Origin of the sequence: Phaeobacter gallaeciensis (assembly GCF_001678945.1) — a bacterium.
Classification (GTDB): Bacteria; Pseudomonadota; Alphaproteobacteria; order Rhodobacterales; family Rhodobacteraceae; genus Phycobacter; species Phycobacter gallaeciensis_A.
Genome location: NZ_CP015124.1, coordinates 3,446,496 through 3,470,664 on the forward strand (window position 1 = coordinate 3,446,496; position 24,169 = coordinate 3,470,664).

Annotated in this window: 25 protein-coding genes and 1 tRNA gene; 15 read left to right on the forward strand and 11 right to left on the reverse strand. The window is 61.3% G+C overall.

Features of this window, described 5'->3' with window-relative positions:
- Window positions 1-129 precede the first annotated feature (129 nt).
- Window positions 130-441 carry a hypothetical protein gene (locus tag JL2886_RS16310; protein ID WP_065273772.1) on the reverse strand — a complete coding sequence of 104 codons (312 nt, stop codon included), beginning with the start codon at window positions 439-441 and terminating at the stop codon, window positions 130-132.
- A 390-nt stretch (window positions 442-831) separates the two neighbouring features.
- Here JL2886_RS16310 and lepA point away from each other — a divergent pair, with 390 nt between their 5' ends.
- Both lepA and JL2886_RS16320 read left to right on the forward strand, forming a co-directional pair.
- On the forward strand, window positions 832-2,631 hold the full coding sequence (lepA, locus tag JL2886_RS16315) for a translation elongation factor 4 (protein WP_065272964.1): 1,800 nt from the start codon (window positions 832-834) through the stop codon (window positions 2,629-2,631).
- Window positions 2,632-3,121: 490 nt separating this feature from the next.
- Complete coding sequence (locus JL2886_RS16320; RefSeq protein WP_065273773.1) at window positions 3,122-3,568, forward strand: MmcB family DNA repair protein; 447 nt, start codon at window positions 3,122-3,124, stop codon at window positions 3,566-3,568.
- Between the two features lie 12 nt (window positions 3,569-3,580).
- Here JL2886_RS16320 and JL2886_RS16325 read toward each other — a convergent pair whose 3' ends face one another.
- Window positions 3,581-4,882 carry a hypothetical protein gene (locus tag JL2886_RS16325; RefSeq protein ID WP_065272965.1) on the reverse strand — a complete coding sequence of 434 codons (1,302 nt, stop codon included), beginning with the start codon at window positions 4,880-4,882 and terminating at the stop codon, window positions 3,581-3,583.
- Between the two features lie 256 nt (window positions 4,883-5,138).
- Entirely contained in the window at window positions 5,139-5,327 is a 189-nt protein-coding gene (locus JL2886_RS16330; protein WP_065272966.1) for a DUF6324 family protein, read from the reverse strand.
- 104 nt (window positions 5,328-5,431) lie between these two features.
- On the opposite strand from JL2886_RS16330, the gene JL2886_RS16335 reads away from it, so the two are divergent.
- Together JL2886_RS16335 and JL2886_RS16340 are read left to right on the forward strand one after the other, a co-directional pair.
- A complete protein-coding gene (locus tag JL2886_RS16335; RefSeq protein WP_065272967.1) occupies window positions 5,432-5,914 on the forward strand; it encodes a GNAT family N-acetyltransferase in 483 nt (160 codons plus the stop codon).
- 44 nt (window positions 5,915-5,958) lie between these two features.
- Window positions 5,959-6,035, forward strand: a tRNA-His gene (locus tag JL2886_RS16340).
- A 194-nt stretch (window positions 6,036-6,229) separates the two neighbouring features.
- Here the strand turns inward: JL2886_RS16340 and JL2886_RS16345 are convergent.
- A complete protein-coding gene (locus JL2886_RS16345; protein ID WP_065272968.1) occupies window positions 6,230-6,586 on the reverse strand; it encodes a hypothetical protein in 357 nt (118 codons plus the stop codon).
- Between the two features lie 225 nt (window positions 6,587-6,811).
- Here JL2886_RS16345 and JL2886_RS16350 point away from each other — a divergent pair, with 225 nt between their 5' ends.
- Window positions 6,812-7,345: a hypothetical protein gene (locus JL2886_RS16350; RefSeq protein ID WP_237028388.1), complete on the forward strand. Its 534-nt coding sequence runs from the start codon at window positions 6,812-6,814 to the stop codon at window positions 7,343-7,345.
- 33 nt (window positions 7,346-7,378) lie between these two features.
- On the opposite strand, the gene JL2886_RS16355 is transcribed toward JL2886_RS16350, so the two are convergent.
- On the reverse strand, window positions 7,379-7,681 hold the full coding sequence (locus JL2886_RS16355; protein WP_065272970.1) for a DUF6476 family protein: 303 nt from the start codon (window positions 7,679-7,681) through the stop codon (window positions 7,379-7,381).
- Between JL2886_RS16355 and JL2886_RS16360 the strand changes: the two genes are divergently transcribed.
- Window positions 7,680-8,714, forward strand: coding sequence for an RluA family pseudouridine synthase (locus JL2886_RS16360; RefSeq protein ID WP_065272971.1), 1,035 nt, complete (start codon window positions 7,680-7,682; stop codon window positions 8,712-8,714). The genes JL2886_RS16355 and JL2886_RS16360 overlap by 2 nt on opposite strands.
- A 167-nt stretch (window positions 8,715-8,881) precedes the next feature.
- Window positions 8,882-9,778, forward strand: coding sequence for an RNA polymerase sigma factor RpoH (gene rpoH / locus JL2886_RS16365; RefSeq protein WP_065272972.1), 897 nt, complete (start codon window positions 8,882-8,884; stop codon window positions 9,776-9,778).
- Window positions 9,779-9,914: 136 nt separating this feature from the next.
- On the opposite strand, the gene JL2886_RS16370 is transcribed toward rpoH, so the two are convergent.
- Together JL2886_RS16370 and JL2886_RS16375 are read right to left on the reverse strand one after the other, a co-directional pair.
- Window positions 9,915-10,505, reverse strand: coding sequence for a hemerythrin domain-containing protein (locus JL2886_RS16370; protein ID WP_065272973.1), 591 nt, complete (start codon window positions 10,503-10,505; stop codon window positions 9,915-9,917).
- Window positions 10,506-11,099: 594 nt separating this feature from the next.
- Window positions 11,100-12,272 carry a dipeptidase gene (locus JL2886_RS16375; RefSeq protein WP_065272974.1) on the reverse strand — a complete coding sequence of 391 codons (1,173 nt, stop codon included), beginning with the start codon at window positions 12,270-12,272 and terminating at the stop codon, window positions 11,100-11,102.
- Window positions 12,273-12,430: 158 nt separating this feature from the next.
- Between JL2886_RS16375 and JL2886_RS16380 the strand changes: the two genes are divergently transcribed.
- Window positions 12,431-12,700, forward strand: a complete 270-nt coding sequence (locus JL2886_RS16380) for a DksA/TraR family C4-type zinc finger protein (protein ID WP_065272975.1) — start codon at window positions 12,431-12,433, stop codon at window positions 12,698-12,700.
- A 124-nt stretch (window positions 12,701-12,824) separates the two neighbouring features.
- Here the strand turns inward: JL2886_RS16380 and JL2886_RS16385 are convergent, their stop codons facing one another.
- The 3 genes from JL2886_RS16385 to JL2886_RS16395 form a co-directional block, all read right to left on the reverse strand.
- Window positions 12,825-14,645 (reverse strand): M3 family oligoendopeptidase, encoded by a 1,821-nt coding sequence (locus JL2886_RS16385; protein ID WP_065272976.1) that lies wholly within the window; start codon window positions 14,643-14,645, stop codon window positions 12,825-12,827.
- A 125-nt stretch (window positions 14,646-14,770) separates the two neighbouring features.
- Window positions 14,771-15,745 carry an alpha/beta fold hydrolase gene (locus JL2886_RS16390; protein ID WP_065273774.1) on the reverse strand — a complete coding sequence of 325 codons (975 nt, stop codon included), beginning with the start codon at window positions 15,743-15,745 and terminating at the stop codon, window positions 14,771-14,773.
- 17 nt (window positions 15,746-15,762) lie between these two features.
- Complete coding sequence (locus JL2886_RS16395) at window positions 15,763-16,053, reverse strand: SCP2 sterol-binding domain-containing protein (protein ID WP_065273775.1); 291 nt, start codon at window positions 16,051-16,053, stop codon at window positions 15,763-15,765.
- Window positions 16,054-16,154: 101 nt separating this feature from the next.
- Here JL2886_RS16395 and JL2886_RS16400 point away from each other — a divergent pair, with 101 nt between their 5' ends.
- The 6 genes from JL2886_RS16400 (at window position 16,155) to JL2886_RS16425 (ending at window position 22,274) form a co-directional block, all read left to right on the forward strand.
- Window positions 16,155-16,733, forward strand: a complete 579-nt coding sequence (locus JL2886_RS16400; RefSeq protein ID WP_065272977.1) for a tetratricopeptide repeat protein — start codon at window positions 16,155-16,157, stop codon at window positions 16,731-16,733.
- Window positions 16,734-16,759: 26 nt separating this feature from the next.
- Window positions 16,760-19,714 carry a helicase-related protein gene (locus JL2886_RS16405; protein WP_065272978.1) on the forward strand — a complete coding sequence of 985 codons (2,955 nt, stop codon included), beginning with the start codon at window positions 16,760-16,762 and terminating at the stop codon, window positions 19,712-19,714.
- Window positions 19,715-19,721: 7 nt separating this feature from the next.
- Window positions 19,722-20,096, forward strand: a complete 375-nt coding sequence (locus JL2886_RS16410; RefSeq protein WP_065272979.1) for an RNA-binding S4 domain-containing protein — start codon at window positions 19,722-19,724, stop codon at window positions 20,094-20,096.
- 63 nt (window positions 20,097-20,159) lie between these two features.
- Window positions 20,160-20,498 (forward strand): ferredoxin FdxA, encoded by a 339-nt coding sequence (gene fdxA / locus JL2886_RS16415; protein WP_065272980.1) that lies wholly within the window; start codon window positions 20,160-20,162, stop codon window positions 20,496-20,498.
- Window positions 20,499-20,855: 357 nt separating this feature from the next.
- Window positions 20,856-21,371, forward strand: coding sequence for a CarD family transcriptional regulator (locus tag JL2886_RS16420; protein WP_065272981.1), 516 nt, complete (start codon window positions 20,856-20,858; stop codon window positions 21,369-21,371).
- A gap of 129 nt (window positions 21,372-21,500) precedes the next feature.
- Entirely contained in the window at window positions 21,501-22,274 is a 774-nt protein-coding gene (locus JL2886_RS16425; protein WP_065272982.1) for an ion channel, read from the forward strand.
- Between the two features lie 4 nt (window positions 22,275-22,278).
- On the opposite strand, the gene JL2886_RS16430 is transcribed toward JL2886_RS16425, so the two are convergent.
- A complete protein-coding gene (locus JL2886_RS16430) occupies window positions 22,279-23,034 on the reverse strand; it encodes an adenosylcobinamide-GDP ribazoletransferase (protein ID WP_065272983.1) in 756 nt (251 codons plus the stop codon).
- 101 nt (window positions 23,035-23,135) lie between these two features.
- On the opposite strand from JL2886_RS16430, the gene cobT reads away from it, so the two are divergent.
- Complete coding sequence (cobT, locus tag JL2886_RS16435; RefSeq protein WP_065272984.1) at window positions 23,136-24,152, forward strand: nicotinate-nucleotide--dimethylbenzimidazole phosphoribosyltransferase; 1,017 nt, start codon at window positions 23,136-23,138, stop codon at window positions 24,150-24,152.
- Window positions 24,153-24,169 lie beyond the last annotated feature (17 nt).

The following is a 24,169-nucleotide window of genomic DNA, read 5'->3' on the forward strand; positions in this document are numbered from 1 at the left end:
CCCTGTGCGGCACTGCAGCATCTGCGCCGGGCCGTGGGCCGCGCAAAATCGGGGGCGCGTCACGGAGGCATGAGAGGGGTGTGACCGTCGTAACGCTGATCTGAATGGACGCCTTTCAGAGGGGCTGTATCAGCCGCAGACGCGCGCGGCGTTGGCGCCAAATTCCTTGTAGCGTTCCCAAAGCTGTTCATCGCCGCGATGGCTGGACTGGCGTACGACCTGCGCCTGATGCGGATCGGCAAACCACTTTGACACCTTGGAGCGCTCCGAACGGGTCAGGCTCTTGTTGGCGACTTTCTGAATGCAACTGCACAGCCCGGCCTTTGCATAGCCGCGTTCGGACTGACGGCAGGCCCTTTCGATGACGCCCGCGTCGACAGAGGGTACGCTGAACGCAGTCGTCAGGGCTGCGGCACAGAGAAAAGAGCTCACAAAACGCATCGTCATGTCCTGTCCAGTGGTCATTCGAGAAAGGCCGCTGGCAGGCGGCTGGCGCGACTATGCCGCAGGTTTGGCTGGCTTTCAATTGGGGTTAATGATCCATAAATCATGCGCGGGATTTTGCCGGGCCCCTGAAACAGTCACGCCCGGACCCGAGACCGGGTCGCGCCTGCCTGCCCCCCCCGACAGGCGCGGCCCTTGGTTAAAGAACGTCGAGGACACGCAAACCAAGTTTCCAGAAGATTATGTGGAATGAGGCGCTATTATGAGAACGTGGGGCAGAAATCATCCTGCATGCTGCCGCTTCTGGCGCGCACCCTTAAAAATATCGCTGGGTGGCGTCACGCGCGCGCTTGACCAAACTCAAAATCCGAACCATATCCCCAGACCATGACAGAGCTCTCAAAGATCCGCAATTTCTCCATCGTCGCCCATATCGACCATGGCAAATCCACCCTCGCTGACCGGCTCATCCAGGAGACCGGGACGGTGGAGTCACGCGATATGAAAGAGCAGCTTCTGGACGCGATGGATATCGAGCGCGAGCGCGGCATCACCATCAAGGCCAACACGGTTCGGATCGACTACAAGGCCGACGATGGCGAGACCTATGTGCTCAACCTCATCGACACCCCCGGTCACGTCGACTTTGCTTATGAGGTCTCCCGCTCCATGCGCGCGGTTGAAGGCTCGCTGCTGGTTGTGGACAGCACCCAAGGGGTCGAGGCGCAGACGCTGGCCAATGTCTATCAGGCGATCGACGCGGATCACGAGATCGTCCCGGTGCTGAACAAGATCGACCTGCCCGCATCTGATTGCGATCGCGTGGCTGAGCAGATCGAGGATGTGATCGGCATCGACGCAAGCGAAGCCATTCAGGTCTCGGCCAAGACCGGGCAGGGCATTCACGAGACGCTGGAGGCGATCGTACAGCATCTGCCCGCACCCGCAGGTACCCGCGATGCGCCGCTCAAAGCCATGCTGGTGGACAGCTGGTACGACGCTTACCTGGGCGTGATCGTGCTGGTGCGTATTATGGACGGCGTCCTGAAGAAAGGCATGCGGGTCAAGTTCATGTCGAACGATACCCTGCACCATGTGGACCGGATCGGCGTCTTCCGCCCTGCCATGCAGGTGGTGGATGAACTCGGCCCGGGTGAGATCGGCTTCCTGACGGCATCAATCAAGCAGGTACGCGACACCCGCGTCGGCGACACCATCACCAATGACCGGAACGGCTGCGAGGTGGCTCTGCCGGGCTTCAAACCGGCGCAGCCGGTGGTGTTCTGCGGTCTCTTCCCGGTGGATAGCGCCGAATTCGAAGACCTGCGCGACGCCATCGACAAGCTGGCTCTCAACGACGCCTCCTTCAGCTTTGAGATGGAGACCTCGGCGGCGCTGGGCTTTGGTTTCCGCTGCGGTTTCCTGGGCCTGTTGCACCTTGAGGTGATCCGCGACCGGATCGAGCGGGAATACAATATCGAGCTGATCACCACGGCGCCGTCGGTGATCTATCACGTCTACATGAAGGACGGCGAGAAGATCGACCTGCACAACCCGGCCGACATGCCCGACATGTCCAAGGTGGATCACATCGAGGAACCGCGGATCAAAGCGACGATCCTTGTGCCGGATGAATACCTCGGCGATGTGCTGAAACTCTGCCAGGACCGCCGCGGCATTCAGGAAGACCTGACCTATGCCGGCACCCGCGCCATGGTGGTCTACGATCTGCCGTTGAACGAGGTGGTCTTTGACTTCTACGACCGGCTGAAATCGGTGACCAAGGGCTATGCCTCCTTCGACTATCACCTGACCGGCTACCGCGAGGACAACCTGGTGAAGATGTCGGTGCTGGTGAATGACGAGCCGGTGGATGCGCTGTCGATGATGGTGCACCGGGACCGCGCCGAGATGCGCGGCCGGGCCATGTGCGAAAAGCTTAAGGATCTGATTCCGCGCCACATGTTCAAGATCCCGATCCAGGCGGCCATCGGCGGCAAGGTAATCGCGCGCGAGACCCTGTCGGCGCTGCGCAAGGACGTGACCGCGAAATGCTATGGCGGCGATGCCTCGCGTAAGCGCAAGCTGCTGGACAAGCAGAAAGCGGGTAAGAAGAAGATGCGCCAGTTCGGCAAGGTCGACATCCCGCAGGAAGCCTTCATCTCGGCATTGAAAATGGATAGCTGAGGCCGTCTGGCGAAAAATTCGTGTAGATCAAGGGCGCCATTCCTTTAGCGGGAGTGGCGCCTTTTTGTTCCTGGGGTAACTGCGCGGTCGGCCGCTGTGGTCTGACGGACGGGGAAATGGGCCGACAGGGCGCCGAATTAACCGGCAGGTACTTGTGACGGCATGCATCCTGCACTGGGCCGGATCAGACCCAAGCAGCGTTCGTAGGTGAGGAAAAGTGGCGGGACCACCAGGCAACCGTGCGGTTTTGATTCCCGAGGACCTGTATGTACAGGTGGGCGCCAGGTAAACGGACCAGGATCCGAACAGAGCCAGCTCCCTCGGAATTGCTTAAGGCCACTGGAATGCTACCTGTCACAAGAAGGGCAGAACCCGCCACGGCCCTAGGTAGTGTGCGGGCGCTGCGGCGGCAAGGGGCAAGTGGTAAGAGTTTTTGCCTTTACCGTCCTCGGGCTTGCATTTTGTTCCCGAATTGTTCACTCCTGATGCCATGGTGGATGAGAATGATCTGGAGCGGTTTCAGCCTGGTCAGCGGCTGGCGCGCGGGGTGGCGCGGTATTTGCGCTCGCTTGGCTTTGTCTCGGTCGAGGAATTCGTGCCCACACGCGGCCTGCGCGTTGATCTGATGGCGCTGGGCCCAAAGGGCGAGATCTGGGTGATCGAATGCAAATCCAGCCGCGCCGATTTCCAGTCAGACAGCAAATGGCAAGGGTATCTCGAGTGGTGTGACCGCTATTTCTGGGCGGTAGACACCGAGTTCCCGGTCGAAATCCTGCCGGATGAGACCGGGCTGATCGTCGCCGATGCCTATTATGGCGAGATTGTGCGTATGGGGCCGGAAGCGAAGCTGCCCGCAGCGCGGCGCAAGAAGATGACGCACAAGCTGGCGATGGACGCCGCACGGCGGCTGCAGGCGGTTCTCGACCCCAGAGTGTAGCAGATGTGATCCTCACATGCGCAGATCGACCGCTTGTTCTTGTTTCAGGATCTTGTCGACCTGACCGCTTGGGAGGGCCAGCGCGACAGTGCCTCCGTTTGCCAGACCTTTGACTGTGACCGAGCTACCATCGCCAAAATTGATGAGCAGGGCATCGTCCTTCTTTACGATTGTGGCGCTGGCGGCTTTTTCGCTGGAGACCATGAGGGCCAGATCTGCACCGTCCGAAAGGGTGACCACGTCATTGCCCTCGGCCGCGCCATCCTGCAGCGCCATGGTAAAGCTGCCTTTTGACAGCAGAACCGTATCGTCGCCTGTCCCGGCGCCAAATGTGACATGCCCCTGCGCTGCCAAGGATAGCGTGTCATCGCCGCTGCCTGTGTGCAGGCGGGCGTACCGCGGGAAGTCCAGCCCGTCCCCGGATTGATCATTCAGCACCACATTGACCACATCATTGCCGTCGCCGGTTCTTACGCCGTCCAGAACAGTGGCGTTAAGGGTCAGAACATCGTCGCCCGATCCGGTATCCAGTCGTGACACGACCCCCGCGCGAATGGCCAGGCTGTCATTGCCATCGCCGGTGTTCACCTGATTGAGGTGGCGGGCCGAGATGCTGAGCGCGTCATCGCCCGTACCGGTATCGAGTCCCGTGATCGTTTCCGCATTCAGAGCGACCGCGTCATTACCGCCACCGGTCGAAATCTTGCGTATCGTCTGTGCTGAGATCGCCAAGGAATCGGCGGCGGAATAATTGGCATAATACGTGGTCATCCGCGCCCCGCCGGATTTGTAAACGACCAACTCGGTGCCTCGGTTTTGCCGGTCGGTATGCACGTCCTCGACCACATCGCCGGTCAGGGCTACGGCGTCCGATCCATCACCGGTTTCGATGCCCTTGATCACCCCGCCAGCGTAGGACACGGCATCGTTGCCAGAGCCGGCGCCGAAGGCGTTTGGAGGGGGCGGGAAGAAGGCGTGAATATCGCCCTCGTCTGTGACCACCAAAAGCATGAGGTGGCTGCTCTGGCTGTTGTCCTGTTGCAGCGTGGCGAGGGCCTTTTGCATTTCTTTGGTTTTTAGCGCGAAGGCAATCGCGCGCGCATTGTCCTCCAAGCGTTTCATGTTGGCCTCCGCTTCCTTGCGCTGCTCTAGGCGTTCGGCGCGCTGCACCTTCTGGCTTTCTTCCAGAAGGGTTTTGGCGCTGGCCCCTTTGGTCCAATCGGTGGCTGTGGTTTCCGCAGTCGCCGCCAAATCCGGTGTGTTCGTGCCAGCATAAAGGCCGGTAAAGCTGTTGATGCCGAAAACGGAGTTCATAATCTGCGCCCCTCTAAATCCAAATGAATGGCCTTTAGGGTCGCGCTGGAGTCTCAAAAAGAAATTAATCGCGCTGAAGGAAGCAGTAACGTTTTTTTGTTTAGTCGCGAGGTTTCATAGCTACTTGGCGTTAAGTGGCTTGCGTAGCAGTAAAGTTTCCACGCTCGGGTGGGAACTCAGGCGCGGTATGTGACGCGCCGCTTCAGTTATCTGGCGGGCGCCTGCACGGACACAGCCGCCCGTCCGGGTGCCAAGGTCAGTCCGACAGGCTGCGGGCTGCCTGAGCGGCGGCGCGGATTTCGTCGGCGATTTCCTCGGCTTCTTCGGGGTCGAAATCCATCGGGATCTCAATATCGCCGGCTTCGATGAAAATGCGCACCATGCCGATATCGGTCGGGCCGATCTGCATGTTCGCTTCGATATCGCGTTCGCTGTTGATGCCCATCGTGACCTCCTGTGGGTGACCTTCTGCGGCGCATAAACGGCCTGAGGCATCCTGCTAGCCCGGAGCCTGTTGAAAGGCAAGCGGGCATCGTGGTCAGATAAGCCATGGAAAAAGTGACTTTGCGCCGATTCGAAGCCGAGGACAGCCCCTGGCTGGTGGAGCGGCACCAGACCCTTTACACGCAGGACGAAGGGTTCGACGACACATTCGGCCCGCTGGTGGCCGAGATCCTGCGGGATTTCTGCGCGGATCATGATCCGGAAAGGGAACGCGGCTGGATCGCAGAAGAAAACGGCCAGCGGCTTGGCTCGATCTTCTGCGTGCGGCTGAGCGATACCACCGCCAAACTGCGCCTGTTCCTGCTGACGCCGGAGGCGCGCGGCAAGGGCATCGGCAAGCGCCTGCTGACCCAATGCATGCAGTTCGCGCGTGATGCGGGCTATCAGGATATGACGCTGTGGACCCATGAAAGCCACGAAGCGGCCTGCGCGCTTTATGCTGCATTCGGGTGGGAACTGGCCGACAGCAAGCCGGTTCATTCCTTCGGACAGGATTTGATCGAACAAAGCTGGAAAACTGTGCTTTAACCCCCTTGCGCTCGGTATGTACCTAGGCTAAATCGCCCCCCAGTGCCGCCTTAGCTCAGTTGGTTAGAGCGCTGGATTGTGGATCCAGAGGTCCCCTGTTCAAGCCAGGGAGGCGGTACCATTCTCTCCCCTTTTCCGCATAACGCATTGATTGCGATCGGTTAGTTCGCATGCATGGGCGCGCCCAAGCACCTGTAGGCGCTACAAGGGCTTGGCGGCAGCAGCTCACCCGCATGCCATGCAGATGAGCGTTGGTCTGATCCATCTGAACCCGTTGCAGCACTGCTGTGGTTCGCCTAGCCGGTACGGGTGCGGTTATTCGCCCGTGGTCGTGGTGGTTGTCGTCGTGGTGGTGCCGGTTTCGTCATCACCGGTCACGACCAGAAGAATCACACTGCTCAGAATCACTCCGGCGGCGGCGGTGGGGCTTAGCCCGGTACCCTGCATCGCTTCGGGCAGCGTTTCGCTAACCGCTTGAGAGTTGGAGGCGCGGCAGGTGACCTTGAGCAGCCCACCCGGCAGGTATTGTGCGGAGACCGGAACCCCTGCACCACATGCGGCGCGGCTCTTTGCTTCGTTGAGGGCTGCGCTTGCGCCCTGGGCTGAAAGTGGCCCGGGAGCGGCAAAAAGAATCAGGGCGGCTAGGGCGGTCAAAGAACGGGGGGAAAACATTGAAGCCTCCGAAAAATCATTACGATACTCCCCTAGCAGCTTACAGACCTATGCCGCGCTTGCAACGACGGCGCGGGAATGGGACAGTTTCAACATGATTTCTGCCGATGGCCCGTTTGCGGGGCCACTGCTGCTCTGGTGGCTGGGGCATGGTGTATTGGTATTCGAGGGTTGAGTGACATGACGCAAAGTTTCCTAAACAGATGTGCGGCGGCGTCCGCAGTGATGGCCCTGACGGCGGGGCCGGTTCTGGCGCAGTCAGCGCCGGTTCTTTACACGGTCATCGTCCCGGCAGGCGAGTTCGGCTCGGCGGCGTTCCTGCGTCAGTTGGTGACGAGCCTCTCCGCCGCCAAGGCCTTTTGCGCTGATATCGACGCCGCGGAATACCGGGTGGATTGTCTCGCGGAGCGTCTGGAAAGCGTTTCAGCGGAAATCCCCGAGGATTCGGATTACGAGGAGGTCCGCCAGGTTCTGCGGGACACAGCGCGGGACATTCACCGTCTGACCCGAAATAACCGGGATTGGAAGCAGGGGAATGCCTATGCGTCGCGCAAGGCGTCGCCCTCGGACCGGACCACGCGTCCGTTGACGCCGGTCAACCCGGCGCGGGCCGCGCAGGTAAACCAGCAGGCCAGCGCCATTTTGGATCAGGCGCAGACGGTCCTATTGCGCAGCGCCGAAGCGGCAGAAGAGCGGCGTTCGCAATATGTGCAGATTGCCGAGGCGCTGGGATCGAACAAGGTGCTGCTGCGTTCCTGATGCAGACCGCCCGCCTTGCTGTGCCGGGGGGGGCTATTTCAGCTCGATTTCCTGCAGGACCGCACTGGTTTCTGGATCCAGAATCAGGATGCGCTGATCCTGGGTCACCACCGCCACCCAGCCGGTGCCAAAGGTGACAGCCTCGGCCGTGACGCCGTCGGGCAGGGTGATGCTTTCGGGAAGCGAGGGCCCGTCTGCAGACAGACGGATGACAAGCAGCGAGATTACCACTACAAGCCCGCCAATCATGACCACGGTCAGCGTGGTCACCAGTCGGCGCAGGAACTTCAGCTGCGGCGGCTCTTCTTGCAATTCGGGTTTGGAAGGATCTGTCATGGAGCGCCGCCGGATAGAATTCGTTATCGCGGAAAATCCGCCTAAACGGCTTGATAAAGCGGTTTCACGTGATGTGCCAGAGGAGGCAACCCTATCGCGGACCCGTCTGGCGCGGCTGATTGACGAGGGCGCGCTGTCCGTTGACGGGCAGGTGGTGCGCGATCCCAAGGCGCGGGTCGAGGCAGGGGCGGTGATTTCAGTCACCGTCGAGGAAGCCAGTGACAGCCATATTGGCCCCGAGGATATCCCGCTAGATGTGGTGTTCGAGGATGACGATCTGATCGTCGTCAACAAACCGGCGGGCATGGTGGTGCATCCGGCGCCGGGCACGCCCTCCGGCACGCTGGTCAACGCGCTAATGCATCATTGCGGCGATAACCTCTCGGGTGTCGGTGGGGTGAAGCGCCCCGGTATCGTGCATCGCATCGACAAGGAAACCTCGGGTCTTCTGGTGGTGGCGAAATCCGATGTTGCGCATCAGGGACTTGCGGCGCAGTTCGAACGTCACACGGTCGAACGCTATTACCGCGCGGTCTGCTATGGTGTGCCCGATGCCAACGATCCCCGGCTACGCGGTGTCAAAGGTGCCAGTTTCGAGACCGGCAACATCCTGAAGCTGACCACCCAGCTGGCTCGCCACAAGACAGACCGACAGCGTCAGGCGGTGCTGTTTCAGGGCGGTCGCCACGCGGTGACGCGGGCGCGTATCGTGGAGCCTTTTGGCAATCCGGCGGTGGCGGCGCTGATAGAATGCTGGTTGGAAACCGGCCGGACCCATCAGATCCGGGTGCATATGGCCCATGCAGGTCATGGGCTGATCGGTGATCCGACCTATGGCGGCAAACGCAAGCTGCCGGTTAAGGCGCTGAGCGAAAAGGCGCTTGTGGCAGTTCAGGCCTTTCCGCGGCAGGCACTGCATGCGGCGGTTCTGGGCTTTACCCATCCGGTCAGCGGCGAAACGGTGCGGTTCGAGGCGCCCTTGCCGCAGGATATGCAGGACCTTCTGGAGGCGCTGCGCGGCGCAAAAGGGTGATCTATGGGCCGCCGATAGGGGCCTGTGATCAAGATTACAGACCGTGATCGCGGGTTCGGTATAAGGTGTGATTATCGGTAGGACTTGAAACGGAAGAACCTCTTCCCCATATTCGTCCTACAACAACGCTGATGTTAAGTCCTTAAACATTGGGAGGGACAGACCGAATGGCGAATTATGCAAACCTGCCTGCACCGACACCGGAAGGTGGCCTGAACCGTTATATGCAGGAAATCCGGAAATTCCCGCTGCTGGAGCCGGAAGAAGAATACATGCTGGCCAAGCGGTGGGTCGAAGAGCAGGACACCAAGGCGGCGCATAAGATGGTCACCTCCCACCTGCGCCTGGCGGCCAAGATCGCCATGGGATACCGCGGTTACGGTCTGCCCCAAGCCGAGGTGATCTCGGAGGCGAACGTCGGTCTGATGCAGGCGGTGAAACGCTTTGATCCTGAAAAAGGTTTCCGTCTGGCGACCTATGCCATGTGGTGGATCCGCGCCTCGATCCAGGAATATATCCTGCGGTCCTGGAGCCTTGTGAAACTGGGCACCACCTCGGGCCAGAAGAAACTGTTCTTCAACCTGCGCAAGGCTAAGGCCCGTATCGGCGCCTTGGAAGAGGGCGATCTGCGTCCGGAAAACGTCAAGAAGATCGCGACCGATCTGGGCGTGACCGAAGCCGAAGTAATCTCGATGAACCGCCGCATGTCCGGTGGCGACGCGTCGCTCAATGCCACTGTCGGCAGCGAGGGCGAGGGTACCATGCAGTGGCAGGACTGGCTGGAAGACGAAGATGCCGACCAGGCGGGCGATTACGAGGCACGGGACGAGCTGGAAGCGCGCCGCGAACTGCTGGCGCAGGCGCTTGATGTGCTGAATGACCGGGAAAAGGATATCCTGACCCAGCGCCGTCTTGCCGACAAACCGGTGACTCTGGAAGAGCTGAGCACCCAGTATGACGTCAGCCGCGAACGTATCCGCCAGATCGAGGTGCGCGCGTTTGAGAAGCTGCAAAACAAGATGCGTGCTTTGGCGTCGGAAAAAGGCATGCTGACCAGCGCCTGAAGACAGGCTGCGAATGAACGGCAAAGAAATGCAAAAGGGTTGCCCTGCGGGCAGCCCTTTTTCTTTCGGTCACGGATTGGGATGCGGGCGAAATAGCATTGGATGCCGACGTTGCTGAGGCGTCTTGGCGGCGCTGTCAGATCGACCCGAGATAATACCCGATAGCCTCTGCCAGTTCAGTTTCCTCATAGCCAAAATGGGAACGCACAACTTCTTCCAGTTTTCTGAATGTCGCGGCGGCCTGAGCGAAGTTTGCATCGCTGGGATTTTCGGCCAGCGTATGCGCTGCACGACCGAGGCGGATGATCAGCTCATGAACCACCTCGTGTTCTGCCTTCAACTTGGCGATGACTTCGCGGAACTTTCCACCGCCCGTAGCCTCGATCCGGGGGAACATGTCAGCGCCTTCGATATCGTGGTGCAACTTGAGCACCTGGCACTCGCGCCCGCAAAGCGATCCGAACGCGCGGAAATTCTCAGCCATGTCGAGTGAAAGCACGATCTGCTTCAGGTGCTCAGGCGGGGTGTTCCTCGCCTCGATCCGGGTCAGGACCGCAGCGATCTGGGCTATCTCCATCAGGTAATGACGATGAATTGCTGCCAGTTGTCGCCCCTGGTGACGGTGTACGTCCGTTGCTTCCGGCACCAGCGGTGCTTTGGGGCGGGCAGACTCGTCGAGGCTGAGTTCATCCAGAGTTTGGGTTGAAAGATCGGTCATGATGGACATGAAAAGCCTTGCTCAGGCTAAGTCAAGGACGTCTGCTTTTTGGTTCAGTGCGGCCGTCAATGTTGCGACGGTGTGGGAGTAGACTGATGCATCTGGGTGCAAAACGCGCAGGCTTTGGACGAGTACATGCCTGTAGCGTCCAAGCATAGGCCGGTCAGCGAAAGGCTGGCGCGGTGGCTGGCAAGCTGAAAGACCTTTTGGGGGCGACCTGATCAACGGCTGGCGAAAGGCTGGCAAGGATGATCGAGCTGCGCTGGCGAAGTGCTGGCGTTGTGTGGCTGGCTGGAAATCAGGGGGCTGGCGATGCTGGCTGTCTGGCTGGGACCCGGTAGGGTGTCCTCGCTGGAGTGCTAGCTTTGCGTGATGCCTTTGATTCTGGCTTGCTGCAGATCTTGAAACCTCGATAGGCAATAGCGAAGGTTGGGTCAAGAAAAATGTGTAAATTCAAATACTTGATTAGTTTTGTCGGGATTTGGCCGCGGGTGCGCTGGCAGGCTGAATCCGCGAGATAGATCTGCAGGCTAGAACGGGAAACGCCGCCCCGGCGAGGGGGCGACGCGATGCAACGTTGTTTTTTTCCGGCGCAGCGGTGGATCAGTCCAGCCGGGCCCGGATCACCCGCAGCATGTTTTCCCCGGCGACCTTGCGGATCTGTTCCGGCGTCAGCCCTGCCTCCAGCATGGCATGGGTGAGGGCGGCAAGTTCCGAGGTGTCGAAGGTGGTCTCGACCGAGCCGTCGAAATCCGACCCCAGCGCGACGTGATCCTCTCCCACGACCTCGATCCCGGCCTTCACCGCGGCGGCGACGCCCGCAGGGCTGTCATCGCAAATCGCATCCTTCCAGTAGCCGATACCGATGACCCCGCCCTTGGCCGCGATTTCCCGCATCAGATCGTCCTGGAAATTCCGTTTGACCGGGCAGGCCTTGTGAATGCCACCATGGGAGACGACCAGCGGAATATCAGTCATCTCGAGAACATCACGCGCCACTTGCGGGCTGGAATGGGCGAGATCAAGGATCAGCCCCCGGTCCACCACGGCTTGTACAACCGAGCGTCCGAAATCGGTCAGTCCGGCATTGCTGGCGCCATGCAGCGACCCGCCGAGCGCGTTGTCGAAAAAGTGCTGCAAGGCCACCAGCCGGTACCCGGCATCCTGCAAGCCCTGCAGGTTGTCGAGGTTTCCTTCCAGCGGATGCGCCCCTTCGATACCAAGGATCCCGCCGACCACGGCCTCGCCCGACAGCTTGCGTTCCAGCAGTGCATCAAGGTCGGCTTCGGATTTGATGATATGCAGTTTGCCGTCCGACTTTTCTTCAAACCCGTGCAGTTTTTCCGCCTGATAGACGGCGCGCTCATAAAGCGAGCCCCAGGTGCGCATGGGCCACATCTGTGCCACTGCCAAGAGGGTAATATTGTCCATCGCGTCGGTTTCATTGTGGTCATAGTTCTGACCAGCGGGGGATTTTGTGACGGCGGTAAAGACCTGCAAGGCAACGTTGCCTTCGATCAGGCGGGGGATATCCACCTGCCCCCTGTTGCCACGCTTGGTGAGGTCGCGTTTCCACAGCAGGGGATCGGCATGCAGATCGCCGATCAGCAGCGTCTTGTGCAGCTCGGCCGCCTCGTCGCTGACGGGGTAGGGATCGTGATCGGCCACTACGTTGCGGCCATTTTCGATATAGCCCGGCACAAAGATCAGTACGCCGATCACCACCACGACCAGCAGGACCACCAGCCGTCCCAGCCATTTTGCAAGTTTTCGCATGAAATACCCTCCCCAAAATCTGCTCAAAGAAACTGCTGGCAGGCTACTGCGGACAGGGCAGGGCGCAAGGAAAACGTCGGGGCAGCCGCCCGGCTTGCCCCGCGCGGTCTGGGCGCCTAGGCTGCGGGTCTTCGCATCAGGACGCGGGAGGGCGTGATATGGCAGGTGGATGGGCGCGCGACGGCGCGGTGAGCGAGCAGATCGACGCCTCGATCAGTGATGAGCTGGCGCGGATGAAGGCGCAGCAACAGCCCGTGGGCGAAAGCCTGACCCATTGCGCGGATTGTGAAGAAGAGATTCCCGAAAAACGCCGTCTGGCCCGCCCGGGTGTGAAGCTGTGCATCGATTGTCAGGAAGAGCGCGACGGAGCGAAAGCGCAGCGCGGCGGCATCAACCGGCGCGGATCCAAGGACAGTCAGCTGAAGTAAGGGAAGAGGGGGCGTTTTGAGGCCCTCATGCCCCTGCGTGGCAGGGGCAGCGCACGACCCGCCCCCACGGGGAGGGCGCTTCTCGCCCACCCCTCGGGTCATGCGCAGGGTTTCGCGCGAAGGATCAATCCTCCATCGCCTCCAGCTCGTCGATCATGCCAGAGATCATCGACAGGCCCTTGTCCCAGAACTTGGGGTCTGAGGCATCAAGGCCGAAGGGCGCCAGAAGCTCCTTGTGGTGCTTTGAGCCGCCCGCTTTCAGCATGTCGAAATACTTCTCCTGGAAGCCCTCGGGGTTTTCCTCGTAGACCGAGTAGAGCGCGTTCACCAGCCCGTCGCCGAATGCATAGGCGTAGACGTAGAAGGGCGAGTGCACGAAATGCGGGATATAGGCCCAGAAGGTCTCGTACCCTTCCATGAAATCAAAGGCTTCGCCCAGGGATTCGGCCTGCACCGACATCCAAAGCGCGTTAATGTCATCGGGCGTCAGCTCTCCGCCGCGGCGCGCCTCGTGCAGTTTGCACTCAAAATCATAAAAGGCGATCTGGCGCACGACCGTGTTGATCATGTCCTCGACCTTGCCCGCCAGCAGCACGCGGCGCTCGTTCTGGTCCTTGGCCTTTTCCAGCATCTTGCGGAAGGTCAGCATCTCGCCGAACACGGACGCGGTTTCCGCCAGGGTCAGCGGGGTGGAGGAGAGCATTTCGCCCTGACCGGCGGCCAGCACCTGATGCACACCATGGCCCAGCTCATGCGCGAGGGTCATCACATCGCGCGGTTTGCCGAGGTAGTTCAGCATGACATAGGGGTGCACATCGGTGACAGTGGGGTGGGCAAAGGCGCCCGGCGCCTTGCCGGGTTTCACGCCCGCGTCAATCCAGCCCTTGTTGAAGAAGGGATCGGCGATTTCGGCCATGCGCGGATCAAAGGCGCCATAGGCCTCCATCACGATGTCGCGGGCCTCGTCCCAGCCGACGGTGCGGGAGACTTCCATCGGCAGCGGCGCGTTGCGGTCCCAGATCTCCATACGGTCAAGACCCAGCCATTTGCGCTTCAGCTCGTAATAGCGGTGCGACAGCTTGGGGTAGGCGGCCACGACGGCTTCGCGCAGGGCCTCGACAACTTCGGGTTCGACATCATTGGCCAGATGGCGGCCCATCTGCGCCGAGGGCATACCGCGCCAGCGGTCGACGATTTCCTTTTCCTTGGCTTGCGTGTTGTGGACGCGGGCAAAGATCTTGATGTTTTCGGCAAAGACCCGCGCCAGTTCGCGTGCCGCGGCTTCGCGTTTGCTGCGGTCTTGGTCGGTCAGGAAGTTAAGCGTGCCTTCGATGTTCATCTCTTCACCGTCTACGGTGAAGGTCAGACCGGCGATGGTTTCGTCAAACAGCTTCTCCCAGGCGTCGCCGACCACGCCCAGATCGTGCAGGAATTTTTCCAACTCATCCGACAGCTGGTACGGCTTCATCGCGCGGATGCGGCGGAAGACGGGTTCATAACGGGCGAGATCCGCATTGGCGGCAAACAGCGCCTTCAGCTTGTCATCTTCGATACGGTTGATCTCCAGCGTGAAGAAGACCAGCGGCGTGGTGAAGACGGTGACCTTTTCCTGGCAATCCGACAGGAATTTGGCGCGGTCTGCATCGGTGGTCAGCTGGTAATAACGCAGTCCCGCATAGGACATCAGGCGCCCGGCGATGGCGTTGATTTTCTCGTTGCGCAGAACGCAGTCCAGCAGACCCGCCGCATCAAGATCGGCCAGCTTGCCTTCGTAATCGGCGGCAAAGGCGCTGCATTCCTGCTCCAGCCAATCCAGATCGCGTGCCAGTTCGGGGGCGTCATCAGCGGTGTAAAGATCGGTCAGATCCCATTCGGGCAGATTGCCGAAGGCGTCAGAGCCTCCACCGGCATTGGCGTCACGAACGGGGAAAGGCAGTTGAAACATGGGGCCTCCTTGAAGCGTCATGTGAAAAGATGAGGCACAGCCGCGCCGTGCCATTCGATTGACATCTAAGCAGCGGCGCGGGGGATCACAAGCGATCAGCGGCGCCGCCCATCAGCCGGGGGCGTTCAGCCCCGGTATTGGTCAAAGAGGGCGCACATGCGGTCAAAGGTGTGCTGGCGGATGGCTGGACCTTCCATCACCACCTCGTGCTGGGCGCCCTGAACCAGATCCAGCTCGCCGCCGGGCCAGCGCTGCATGCGGTCCTTGATGGCGTCAGTATTTACGATCTGCTCGTCGCTGCCGAGGAAGGTGATGCAGGGTAGCGCCGGAGAGGGGCGCTGGGCCAGGGCGGCGCATTCCTGCAGTCCTTCGCTCAGCCAATGTACGGTTGGCCCGCCCAGTGTCAGATCCGGCTGGGCCTCCAGCTGTTCCTGCATGAACCGGTACATATCCGCGTCATTGGTCAGAGTGTTGCCTTCGTAGGGGGCGGATTGCACGTAATGCCCCTTGGTCGTGGTGGGCGCGCGCATTGCGCTGAAACCCAGATGTGGCGCCAAAGCGCCTAAGATGCGTGCGACGGGGCGCATGGCGGCGGGGATCTGGATCCCCCACATTGGCCCGGTGAAGGCGCAGGCCTTGACCGGCAACCCTTCGATCAGGGCACGCAGCCCGATGGCGCCGCCCATGGAGTGAGCCAGCAGGAACCAGGGCTTCGGCAGGTCAAGCTGCTGCGCCAGTTGCACCACGGCGGCGACGTCCTGCTGAAAGTCGGGGAAATGCTGAACATGGCCAAGACGCCGGTCGTCCAGCATCCGGTCGGCCAGCCCCTGTCCGCGCCAATCCACGGCCAGCGTCGCAAAGCCGCGCCGACCCAGGTCGATGGCTGCAGGGCCGTATTTTTCGATATATTCGGTGCGTCCGGGAAAGATCAGCACCGTGCCCTTGATCGCCTCGCGCGGCAGACCGTCGGGCAGCCAATGGCCCACGCGGATGCGCAGGCCATCTTTGGTGGTCACCCAATGGGCTTCTCCCCCTTCCGGACCATCGGCGATATCGCGAAAATACGGGGCAGGGGTCAGATCCATAGGGCGGGTCTCCATCATTCAGGTCGGTGTGGTCAGGCGAGGGCCGAGGCCAGTTTCATCGCAGTGCCCATGTCGCCGTCAACGCTCAGCTTGCCGGTCATGAAGGCGCTGGTGGGGTTAAGTTCACCGGACAGGATCGCCTCAAAGGTTTCGGCATCGGCGGACATGGTGACATCGGTTTCTTCGTCGCTGATCCGTGCACCGTCGCTGTCCAGCACGATCGCGCCCATGTCTTCGATCTGGAACTTGGCGCTGCCGTCAAAACCGGCGGCATCTAGTTTTTCATTCAGGGCTGCGGCGGCTTGTGTCAGGGTGTCGCTCATCGGGTCTTCCTCGCTCATTTGCAGGGGCATCGCACTTTTATGTGAAGCTTTCGTCTACGGCACTGGAAAATGCGATGCACGGGGTTACACTGAGGGTCATCATGGTTGCAAATGTTCCGAACCTCAAAGCTATCGTGGCGGCAACGGCGCTGACAGTCACGTTTTCCCTGCCTTCGGCGGTTCTGGCACAGGTCGGAACCGGTGCCCCGGATGAGGCGACGCTACTGGCAGAGCTGTCGGTGGCGGATCCCACCGATGCCGCTGCCATCGATCGTGAGCTGCAGGCGCTGTGGCGCAAAAGCGGCTCGCCTGCGATGGATCTGCTGCTGACGCGCGGCGTCCGGGCGCTGGAGCGGGGCGACACGCAAGAGGCAATCGAGCATCTGACCGCGCTGACCGATCACGCGCCGGGATTCGCGCGTGGCTGGTATGAGCGGGCGCGCGCCTATTTCGTCATCGGCCTTTATGGTCCCTCGGTGGCGGATCTGGAGCATGCCCTGGCGCTGAACCCCAATAATTACGACGCGATCTACGCGCTGGGCACCATCTTTGAACAGTTCCGCGACCCCCAGAATGCCTATGCCGCCTATTTGCGCGCCAAGGCTATACATCCGACGCATCAGGAAGTAACCAAGGCGCTCGACCGATTGGCGCCCTTGGTCGAGGGCAAGGAACTCTAGGCCCCGACCGGGGCAGGGGCGGTGCTATGGCAAACGCATCACGGGTGACGGCGGTCCTGGGACCGACCAACACCGGCAAAACCCATTACGCAATCGACAGGATGCTGGGGTATCGGACGGGGATCATGGGATTCCCGCTGCGGCTGCTTGCGCGCGAGGTCTATGACAAGATCGTCGCGGCGCGCGGCCCGTCGGTGGTGGCGCTGCTGACCGGTGAAGAGCTGATCGTGCCGCCACGCGCGCAATACTGGATTTGCACCGTTGAGGCGATGCCAGAGGGGATGGGGTGTGACTTCCTCGCCATCGACGAAATCCAGCTTTGCGCCGATCCGGAACGAGGCCATGTCTTTACCGACCGGCTGCTGCGGGCGCGGGGCACCCATGAGACGCTGTTTCTGGGTGCCGATACCATGCGCGGGCCGATTCAAGCGCTGGTGCCGGGTGTGGAATTCGTGCGCCGGGAACGGATGTCCGATCTGGTTTATGCCGGATCGAAGAAAATCAGCCGGATGCCGCCGCGCACCGCTATTGTCGGCTTCTCGGTCGATAACGTTTATGCCATCGCCGAACTGATCCGCCGCCAGAAGGGGGGCGCCGCGGTGGTGATGGGGGCGCTCAGCCCGCGCACCCGTAACGCGCAGGTGGCGCTCTATCAGAATGGTGAGGTCGACTATCTGGTGGCCACCGATGCCATCGGCATGGGGCTGAACCTTGATATCGACCATGTCGCCTTTGCCTCGACATCAAAATTCGATGGCCGCCGCATGCGGCCGCTGGCAGCAAACGAGCTGGCCCAGATCGCAGGCCGCGCCGGGCGCGGCATGAGCCACGGTTCCTTCGGGGTGACCGGCGATGCCCGCCCGCTGGATGAAGGCACGGCGCAGGCGATCATGGAGCACCGTTTCACGCCGCTGAAAAAGCTGAACTGGCGCTCCTCCGCGCTGCAATTCGGTACTGTCGAGGCGTTGATCCGCTCGCTAGAGGCGGCACCGCAGGATGAATTCCTGATGAAGGCGCGCGAGGCCGATGACCTTGGCGCGCTGAAAGCATTGTCGCAGGATCCCGATATTTTGGCCCGGACCACCAATGCGCCTTCCGTGCGGCTGTTGTGGGATGTCTGCCGGATTCCCGATTTCCGTGGTATAAGCCATGCCGAACATGCGTCGCTGTTGCGGGGGATCTTCAATCACCTGCATGGCGGCGGCGTCGTGCCCGACGATTGGCTGGCCCGACAGATCAAGCGGATCGACCGGACGGACGGAAATATCGATGCCTTGTCCAAACGGTTGGCATTTATCCGCACATGGACCTATGTGGCACAAAGGAAAGGCTGGCTGCGTGACGAAATCCATTGGCGGAATGAGACTCGCGCTGTAGAAGACAGGTTGTCGGACGCATTGCACGAACGTCTGACTGAAAAATTTGTGGACCGGCGCACATCCGTGCTCTTGCGCCGGCTCAAGCAGAAGGAGGCCCTTTTGGCCGAAGTGAATGACAAGGGTGAAGTGACCGTCGAAGGCGAATTCGTCGGACGGCTCGAAGGGTTCCGGTTCTCGCCTGACAAGGGCGCAGAAGGTGCTGAAGCGAAGGCGTTGAAATCCGCGTCTTTGCAGGCGCTCGCTCCGCATTTTCATCTGCGGGCAGACCGGTTCTACAATGCGCCCGATACCGAAATTGATTTTACCGAACAGGGTGGCCTCATGTGGGGCGACAGCGCCATCGGCAAATTGGTCGCCGGTGCCGATCCGCTGACCCCTGGCGTGCAGGTCTTTGTAGACGATGCAGCCGGGACCGAGGTTGCGCAAAAGGTCGAACGCCGCCTGCAGCATTTCATCTCCCGCAAGGTCCAGTCGCTGTTTGAACCGCTGCTGAACCTGCAAAAGGACGAGGAACTGAACGGGCTGGCCCGTGGTTTCGCCTTTCGCATGGTCGAGGCGCTGGGCCTGCTGCCCCGCCACACCGTCGCGCAGGAGGTCAAGGATCTGGACCAGGACGCCCGTGGCGCGCTGCGCAAGCACGGTGTGCGGTTCGGTCAGTTCACCATCTTCATGCCGCTGCTGCTGAAACCGGCGCCGACGCGTCTGCGTCTGGTGCTGTGGTCGCTGGCAAACGGGCTTCAGGACTTCCCCGAGGCACCGCCTCCGGGTCTGGTGACCGTGCCCGCGCTGAAAGACGCACCGCAGGGCTATGACACCATGTCCGGCTACCGCGAAGCGGGTGAGCGGATGATCCGCATCGATATGCTGGAACGGCTGGCCGACATGCTGCGCGCCGAAGACAGCCGCGGTGGTTTCGAAGCCAAGCCCGACATGCTGTCGATCACCGGCATGACGCTGGAGCAATTCGCGGACCTGATGCAGGGCCTTGGCTATCGCGCCGAAAAGGGCGAACGCGAAAAGGTCAAACCGGCGGATGCAGTTGTCGCTGAAACCGGCACGCCCGCGGCAGGTCAGCCTGTCATGGATGCCGCGGCGGAGGCGGAAAATACCCCGGCCGCTGCGCCTGCGGGTGAGGGCGCTGCGCCTGCCGCAGATGTGGTGCCTGAAGCCGCCGCCATTGCCGACGAAGGTGTGGCGCCGATTGCTGAAACCGGTTCGGATGCTGCAGCGGAAGAACCCGTGCCTGAGGTCGCCGAGAATGAAACCCCGGTGGGCGAAGCGGCAGATACCTCTGTCGAGGCGCCTGAAGTCGAGGTCTTCTATACTTTCACTTGGGGCGGTCGTGCCCGTCAGGGCGGCAACCGCGGTCAGCGCCGTGGCCAGCAAGGCCAGGACACCCGTGGCAATGCCGGTGGCGGCAAGGGCAAACCCCGCGGTGCCAAAGGCGGCGCTGGTGGCGGCAAACCCGGTGGCAAGAAAGGCGGACGTCCTCAGCAGCAGGGCGGTAAGACCTATTCGGCCCGCCCGCCGAAGAAGGAAAAGAAGATCGATCCCGACAACCCCTTCGCCGCGGCGCTGATGGGGCTGAAACAGGGCGACTGATCCGGCCATGCAGGAGGGCGCGGCAAAGATCCGTATCGATAAATGGCTGTGGCATGCGCGGTTTTTCAAAACCCGCAGTCTGGCCGCGAAACAGGTCAGCGCCGGTCACGTCCGCCTAAATGCCGACAAGATCTCGAAACCGGCTCAGAACGTCACCCCGGGTGACGTTCTGACCTTTCCGCAGGGGCGGCAGATTCGGGTTGTCCGTGTCGAAGCCATCGGCGAACGGCGCGGACCGGCGCCTGAAGCACAAACCCTGTATTTCGACATGACCGAAAAACAGGAAAGCGTTCCGGCCAATCCGCGCTTTGAGGGAAAGGGCCGCCCTGATAAGAAATCTCGCAGGGCGCTTGATCTTACCCGCAGGGGCGACATCCATTGACATCTTGAAGATGGCGCCGCTCTGGATTAGCTAGACGCCAAACAGAAAACGGGACCTGGCACTATGACCTATGTCGTTACGGAAAACTGCATCGCCTGCAAATACACCGATTGTGTTGAGGTCTGCCCTGTAGACTGTTTCTACGAAGGCGAGAACACGCTAGTCATCCACCCGGATGAATGCATTGACTGCGGTGTCTGTGAACCAGAATGCCCCGCCGACGCGATCCGCCCGGATACCGAGCCGGACATGGACAAATGGGTTGAGTTCAACCGCAAGTATTCCGAGATGTGGCCGGTGATCGTCTCCAAGAAAGACCCGATGCCCGGCGCAGAAGACCGCGACGGTGAAGAGGGCAAGATGGAGAAATACTTCTCCGAAGCTCCTGGCGAGGGTGGCTGAGCAGCCAAGCTCTGCCAGTTGATCCTCTGGTTTTCACGCGATTCGCGGGCTTTTGCCTCATTTGGGTGTGGCAGAGTGTGAAACGCATGGATCAGGTCCGAATCGCCTATAACACGCAGGTGTTTGCCCGGCGTTGTAAGGGTGACTTCCGAATACCCCGATTTTGTGGTATTATCTCTCTCCGAGATGAACAGAACACGAGATGTTGCCCGACTGTTTGAATGCCTATTCACACTCTACGGGCATATTTTCTGCGACTATCGCGTGGCGCGCGGATCACTGCAAGTGACCCGGTGACCACTCTTTGTCGTTGTCGTGCCGGAACATGCATCCGGCTTATTGCGAGGAAAGACCTGTATGACAAAATCGAAGAAGCTCGAATTCCGCCCCAATGAGTATGTGGTTTACCCGGCGCATGGTGTCGGCCAGATCATCTCGATCGAGGAGCAGGAAGTGGCCGGCTTTGCGCTGGAGCTTTTCGTAATCACCTTTGAAAAGGACAAGATGACCCTGCGGGTGCCGACCAACAAGGCGGTCGAAGTGGGCATGCGCTCGCTCAGCTCTCCCGATGTGATCAACCAGGCCATGAAGACCCTCAAGGGCAAGGCCAAGGTCAAGCGGGCCATGTGGTCCCGCCGCGCGCAGGAATACGAACAGAAGATCAACTCCGGCGATCTGATCGCCATCGCCGAAGTGGTCCGCGACCTGCACCGCACCGACGATCAGCGCGAGCAAAGCTATTCCGAGCGTCAGCTGTACGAGGCGGCGCTGGAGCGTCTGACCCGCGAAGTGGCTGCCGTTGCCGATGGTGACGAAATCTCGGCTGCCAAACAGGTGGATGAGGTTCTGACCTCACGCGCTGCTGCGGCCTGAGGCTGCCGGAAACAGCCGGACACCGAAAGACACATGCAAAAACAAAGGGCCGCGCCGGGTTGCGCGGCCCTTTGTTTTTCCGGATGTTCTGTTGAGCCAGGATTGGGGCAGAGCAGGGGCACAGCGGGCATGCAGAACCTGAAGAAACGCATCAACACCCTTTACGAGGGCGCCTCGCCCGGTGCGGTGCGGTTCCGCTATGGCATCATTATCTTTGATGGGCTGTCGATCCTGTTCTTCATTGCCACGGCGCATGTCGATCATGGCCCGATGTTGATCGCGATCAGCCAGCTGCTCGGCGTTATCATCGGGCTGGATCTGGCGGCGCGGCTGTGGATCGCCCGTAACCGCAAGGCCTTCCTGTGGCAGATCTATACGCTGGCCGATGTGACGGTGATCGTGACCCTGCTGCTGGATCCGTTGTTCTCCGGCAGCCTGGCTTTTTTGCGGATCCTGCGGGCGCTGCGGCTTATCCATTCCTACCATCTGCTCCGCGACCTGCGCCGCGACAGCGAATTCTTCCGCCGTAACGAGGATGCGCTTCTGGCCGGGATCAACCTCTTCGTTTTCATCTTTGCCACCGCCATGGCGGTGCTGATCTTCTTTATCGATGAGACCCAGACCCAGTCGCCCTATGTGGATGCGCTCTATTTCACCGTTGCGACGCTGACCACCACCGGGTTTGGCGATATCACCATGGCCTCTCCGGCGGGCAAGATGTTTTCGGTTTTTGTCATGGTGGTGGGGGTGGCGCTGTTCGTGCGGCTGGCGCAGGCGATCTTTCAGCCGCAGAAGGTGCGTTATACCTGTCCTACCTGTGGCCTGACGCGGCACGATATCGACGCGGTCCATTGCAAGCATTGCGGCGAACAGCTGAAGATCCTGACCACTGGCGTCGAGTGACTCCTCAGAGCGCCAGCAAGACCAGCAGGCCGGTAAGCTCACACAGTTGCTGGGTCGCGCCCAGAATATCGCCGGTCTGACCGCCGATCTTGGCCCGCGACAGCGCGCCAAGACCTGCCGTGACCAGCGCCATGATCACGGCCACGGCCAAGAGCTGCGACAAGGCGATGAATGGCAGCGCCTGACCCAGTGCCAGAACCCCGCCCAGCAAAACGGGCAGGGCGCGGGGGCGCCCGACGCAGCGGGACAGGCCATCGGCGCGCGCATGGGGCAGGGCGTACATCAGAACCGGCATGGCAGCCCGGCTGAGCATGGCCAGCGCCAGCAGCGGCCAGGGGCCTGCGGTCTCCAAAAGGGCGGCCATCGCCACCCAGCGCAGCCCCAGCCCGAGGATCAGCGCCAGCACCCCATAGGTGCCGATCTGGCTGTCCTTCATGATCTCCAGCCGACGCGCCTGCTCGAACCCGCCCCACAGCCCATCGGCGGTGTCGGCTAGGCCATCCTCGTGCATGGCGCCGGTGAGCAGGATCTGCATTGCCAGCGCTAGCCCGGCGGCAACCAACGGCGGCAGGCCAAGCGTGAGGGCCAGGCTGGCCGCAATCGTGGCGGGCAAGGCGACGGTGACGCCCGCCAGCGGAAAGGCCCAGACCGCTGCCGATTGCCGTTTGAACGTCTCTGCCGACAGGTGCGGCAGGGGCAGGCGGGTCAGCAGAACCAGCGCCAGGGGAATGTCGGCTGCGCGGATGTCGGTTTTTCGCATTTGCGGGCCTCTTGCGGGACTTGCAGCGGGGGGGCGAGCGGTTAAACAGGTGCCCAACCGCTTTACCCGCGTACCGTAACCCTATGCAACGAGGCTGATCCATGCTGCCCCAGATATCTTCTCTTGATGACTTTCGTGCCCAGCTTGGTGCGGCACCGGCAGCAGATGCCTCCGCAACGCAGGGCGCCGAAGCGCGCAATGGGCAGCTGACCAAACCACCCGGGGCACTGGGTCGGCTGGAGGACCTTGCGATCTGGTATGCGGGCTGGCGCGGCAGCGACCGACCGGCCATAACCGCGCCGCAGGTGATCGTCTTTGCCGGTAATCACGGCGTGACGGCGCAGGGTGTGTCTGCCTTTCCGGCCGAGGTGACCGCCCAGATGGTTCTGAATTTCGAACATGGCGGGGCGGCGATCAATCAGCTCGCAGAATTCGCCGGCGCGCGCATGGATGTGCATGCGCTGGACCTTGACCGGCCAACGCAGGATTTCACCAAGGCCCCCGCGATGAGCGAGGCTGAGCTGCTCAGCGCCTTGCAGGCGGGTTGGGAGGCGGTGGACCCCACGGCGGATCTGCTGGTGGTGGGCGAAATGGGCATCGGCAACACCACCGCCGCGGCGGCCCTGTCCTGCGCGTTGTTCGGCGGCGCTGCAGCCGGCTGGACCGGGCGTGGCACCGGCGTCGATGATGCCGGGCTGGCCAACAAGAGCCGGGTGGTGGCCGAGGGCGTCGCCCTGCATGGTCCCCAGATCAAGGATGGTCTGGATGCGCTGGCATGTCTTGGCGGGCGTGAGATTGCCGCCATGGCCGGTGCCATCGCGGCGGCCCGGATGCTGCGCATTCCGGTGATCCTGGATGGCTATATCTGCTGTTCCGCAGCGGCCTGCCTGCTGAAAACGCATGAGGGCGCGCTCGATCACGCGGTGGCGGGTCACAAGGGTGCAGAGGCGGCGCATGTGATGCTGCTGGACAAGCTCGGCAAGGAGCCGCTGCTTACCTTGGGACTGCGCCTTGGCGAAGGCTCTGGTGCGGCTCTGGCGATTCAGATCCTGAAGGGCGCAATCGCCTGCCACAGCGGCATGGCGACCTTTGCCGAGGCGGGCGTTACCGACGGCTAATGGCCCATCAGCCGGGC

Excerpts from the sequence above, each read along its gene's own strand:
- JL2886_RS16360 (WP_065272971.1), top strand. The coding sequence starts at position 7,680 with ATGGAGCGCCGCCGGATAGAATTCGTTATCGCGGAAAATCCGCCTAAA.
- JL2886_RS16370 (WP_065272973.1), bottom strand. The coding sequence starts at position 10,505 with ATGTCCATCATGACCGATCTTTCAACCCAAACTCTGGATGAACTCAGC.
- JL2886_RS16350 (WP_237028388.1), top strand. The coding sequence starts at position 6,812 with ATGGCCCTGACGGCGGGGCCGGTTCTGGCGCAGTCAGCGCCGGTTCTT.
- lepA (WP_065272964.1), top strand. The coding sequence starts at position 832 with ATGACAGAGCTCTCAAAGATCCGCAATTTCTCCATCGTCGCCCATATC.
- JL2886_RS16330 (WP_065272966.1), bottom strand. The coding sequence starts at position 5,327 with ATGGGCATCAACAGCGAACGCGATATCGAAGCGAACATGCAGATCGGC.
- JL2886_RS16425 (WP_065272982.1), top strand. The coding sequence starts at position 21,501 with ATGCAGAACCTGAAGAAACGCATCAACACCCTTTACGAGGGCGCCTCG.
- JL2886_RS16410 (WP_065272979.1), top strand. The coding sequence starts at position 19,722 with ATGCAGGAGGGCGCGGCAAAGATCCGTATCGATAAATGGCTGTGGCAT.
- JL2886_RS16325 (WP_065272965.1), bottom strand. The coding sequence starts at position 4,882 with ATGAACTCCGTTTTCGGCATCAACAGCTTTACCGGCCTTTATGCTGGC.
- JL2886_RS16355 (WP_065272970.1), bottom strand. The coding sequence starts at position 7,681 with ATGACAGATCCTTCCAAACCCGAATTGCAAGAAGAGCCGCCGCAGCTG.
- JL2886_RS16380 (WP_065272975.1), top strand. The coding sequence starts at position 12,431 with ATGGCAGGTGGATGGGCGCGCGACGGCGCGGTGAGCGAGCAGATCGAC.
- JL2886_RS16335 (WP_065272967.1), top strand. The coding sequence starts at position 5,432 with ATGGAAAAAGTGACTTTGCGCCGATTCGAAGCCGAGGACAGCCCCTGG.
- JL2886_RS16405 (WP_065272978.1), top strand. The coding sequence starts at position 16,760 with ATGGCAAACGCATCACGGGTGACGGCGGTCCTGGGACCGACCAACACC.
- JL2886_RS16430 (WP_065272983.1), bottom strand. The coding sequence starts at position 23,034 with ATGCGAAAAACCGACATCCGCGCAGCCGACATTCCCCTGGCGCTGGTT.
- JL2886_RS16390 (WP_065273774.1), bottom strand. The coding sequence starts at position 15,745 with ATGGAGACCCGCCCTATGGATCTGACCCCTGCCCCGTATTTTCGCGAT.
- JL2886_RS16310 (WP_065273772.1), bottom strand. The coding sequence starts at position 441 with ATGCGTTTTGTGAGCTCTTTTCTCTGTGCCGCAGCCCTGACGACTGCG.
- cobT (WP_065272984.1), top strand. The coding sequence starts at position 23,136 with ATGCTGCCCCAGATATCTTCTCTTGATGACTTTCGTGCCCAGCTTGGT.
- JL2886_RS16400 (WP_065272977.1), top strand. The coding sequence starts at position 16,155 with ATGGTTGCAAATGTTCCGAACCTCAAAGCTATCGTGGCGGCAACGGCG.
- fdxA (WP_065272980.1), top strand. The coding sequence starts at position 20,160 with ATGACCTATGTCGTTACGGAAAACTGCATCGCCTGCAAATACACCGAT.
- rpoH (WP_065272972.1), top strand. The coding sequence starts at position 8,882 with ATGGCGAATTATGCAAACCTGCCTGCACCGACACCGGAAGGTGGCCTG.
- JL2886_RS16375 (WP_065272974.1), bottom strand. The coding sequence starts at position 12,272 with ATGCGAAAACTTGCAAAATGGCTGGGACGGCTGGTGGTCCTGCTGGTC.
- JL2886_RS16420 (WP_065272981.1), top strand. The coding sequence starts at position 20,856 with ATGACAAAATCGAAGAAGCTCGAATTCCGCCCCAATGAGTATGTGGTT.
- JL2886_RS16345 (WP_065272968.1), bottom strand. The coding sequence starts at position 6,586 with ATGTTTTCCCCCCGTTCTTTGACCGCCCTAGCCGCCCTGATTCTTTTT.
- JL2886_RS16320 (WP_065273773.1), top strand. The coding sequence starts at position 3,122 with ATGGTGGATGAGAATGATCTGGAGCGGTTTCAGCCTGGTCAGCGGCTG.
- JL2886_RS16385 (WP_065272976.1), bottom strand. The coding sequence starts at position 14,645 with ATGTTTCAACTGCCTTTCCCCGTTCGTGACGCCAATGCCGGTGGAGGC.
- JL2886_RS16395 (WP_065273775.1), bottom strand. The coding sequence starts at position 16,053 with ATGAGCGACACCCTGACACAAGCCGCCGCAGCCCTGAATGAAAAACTA.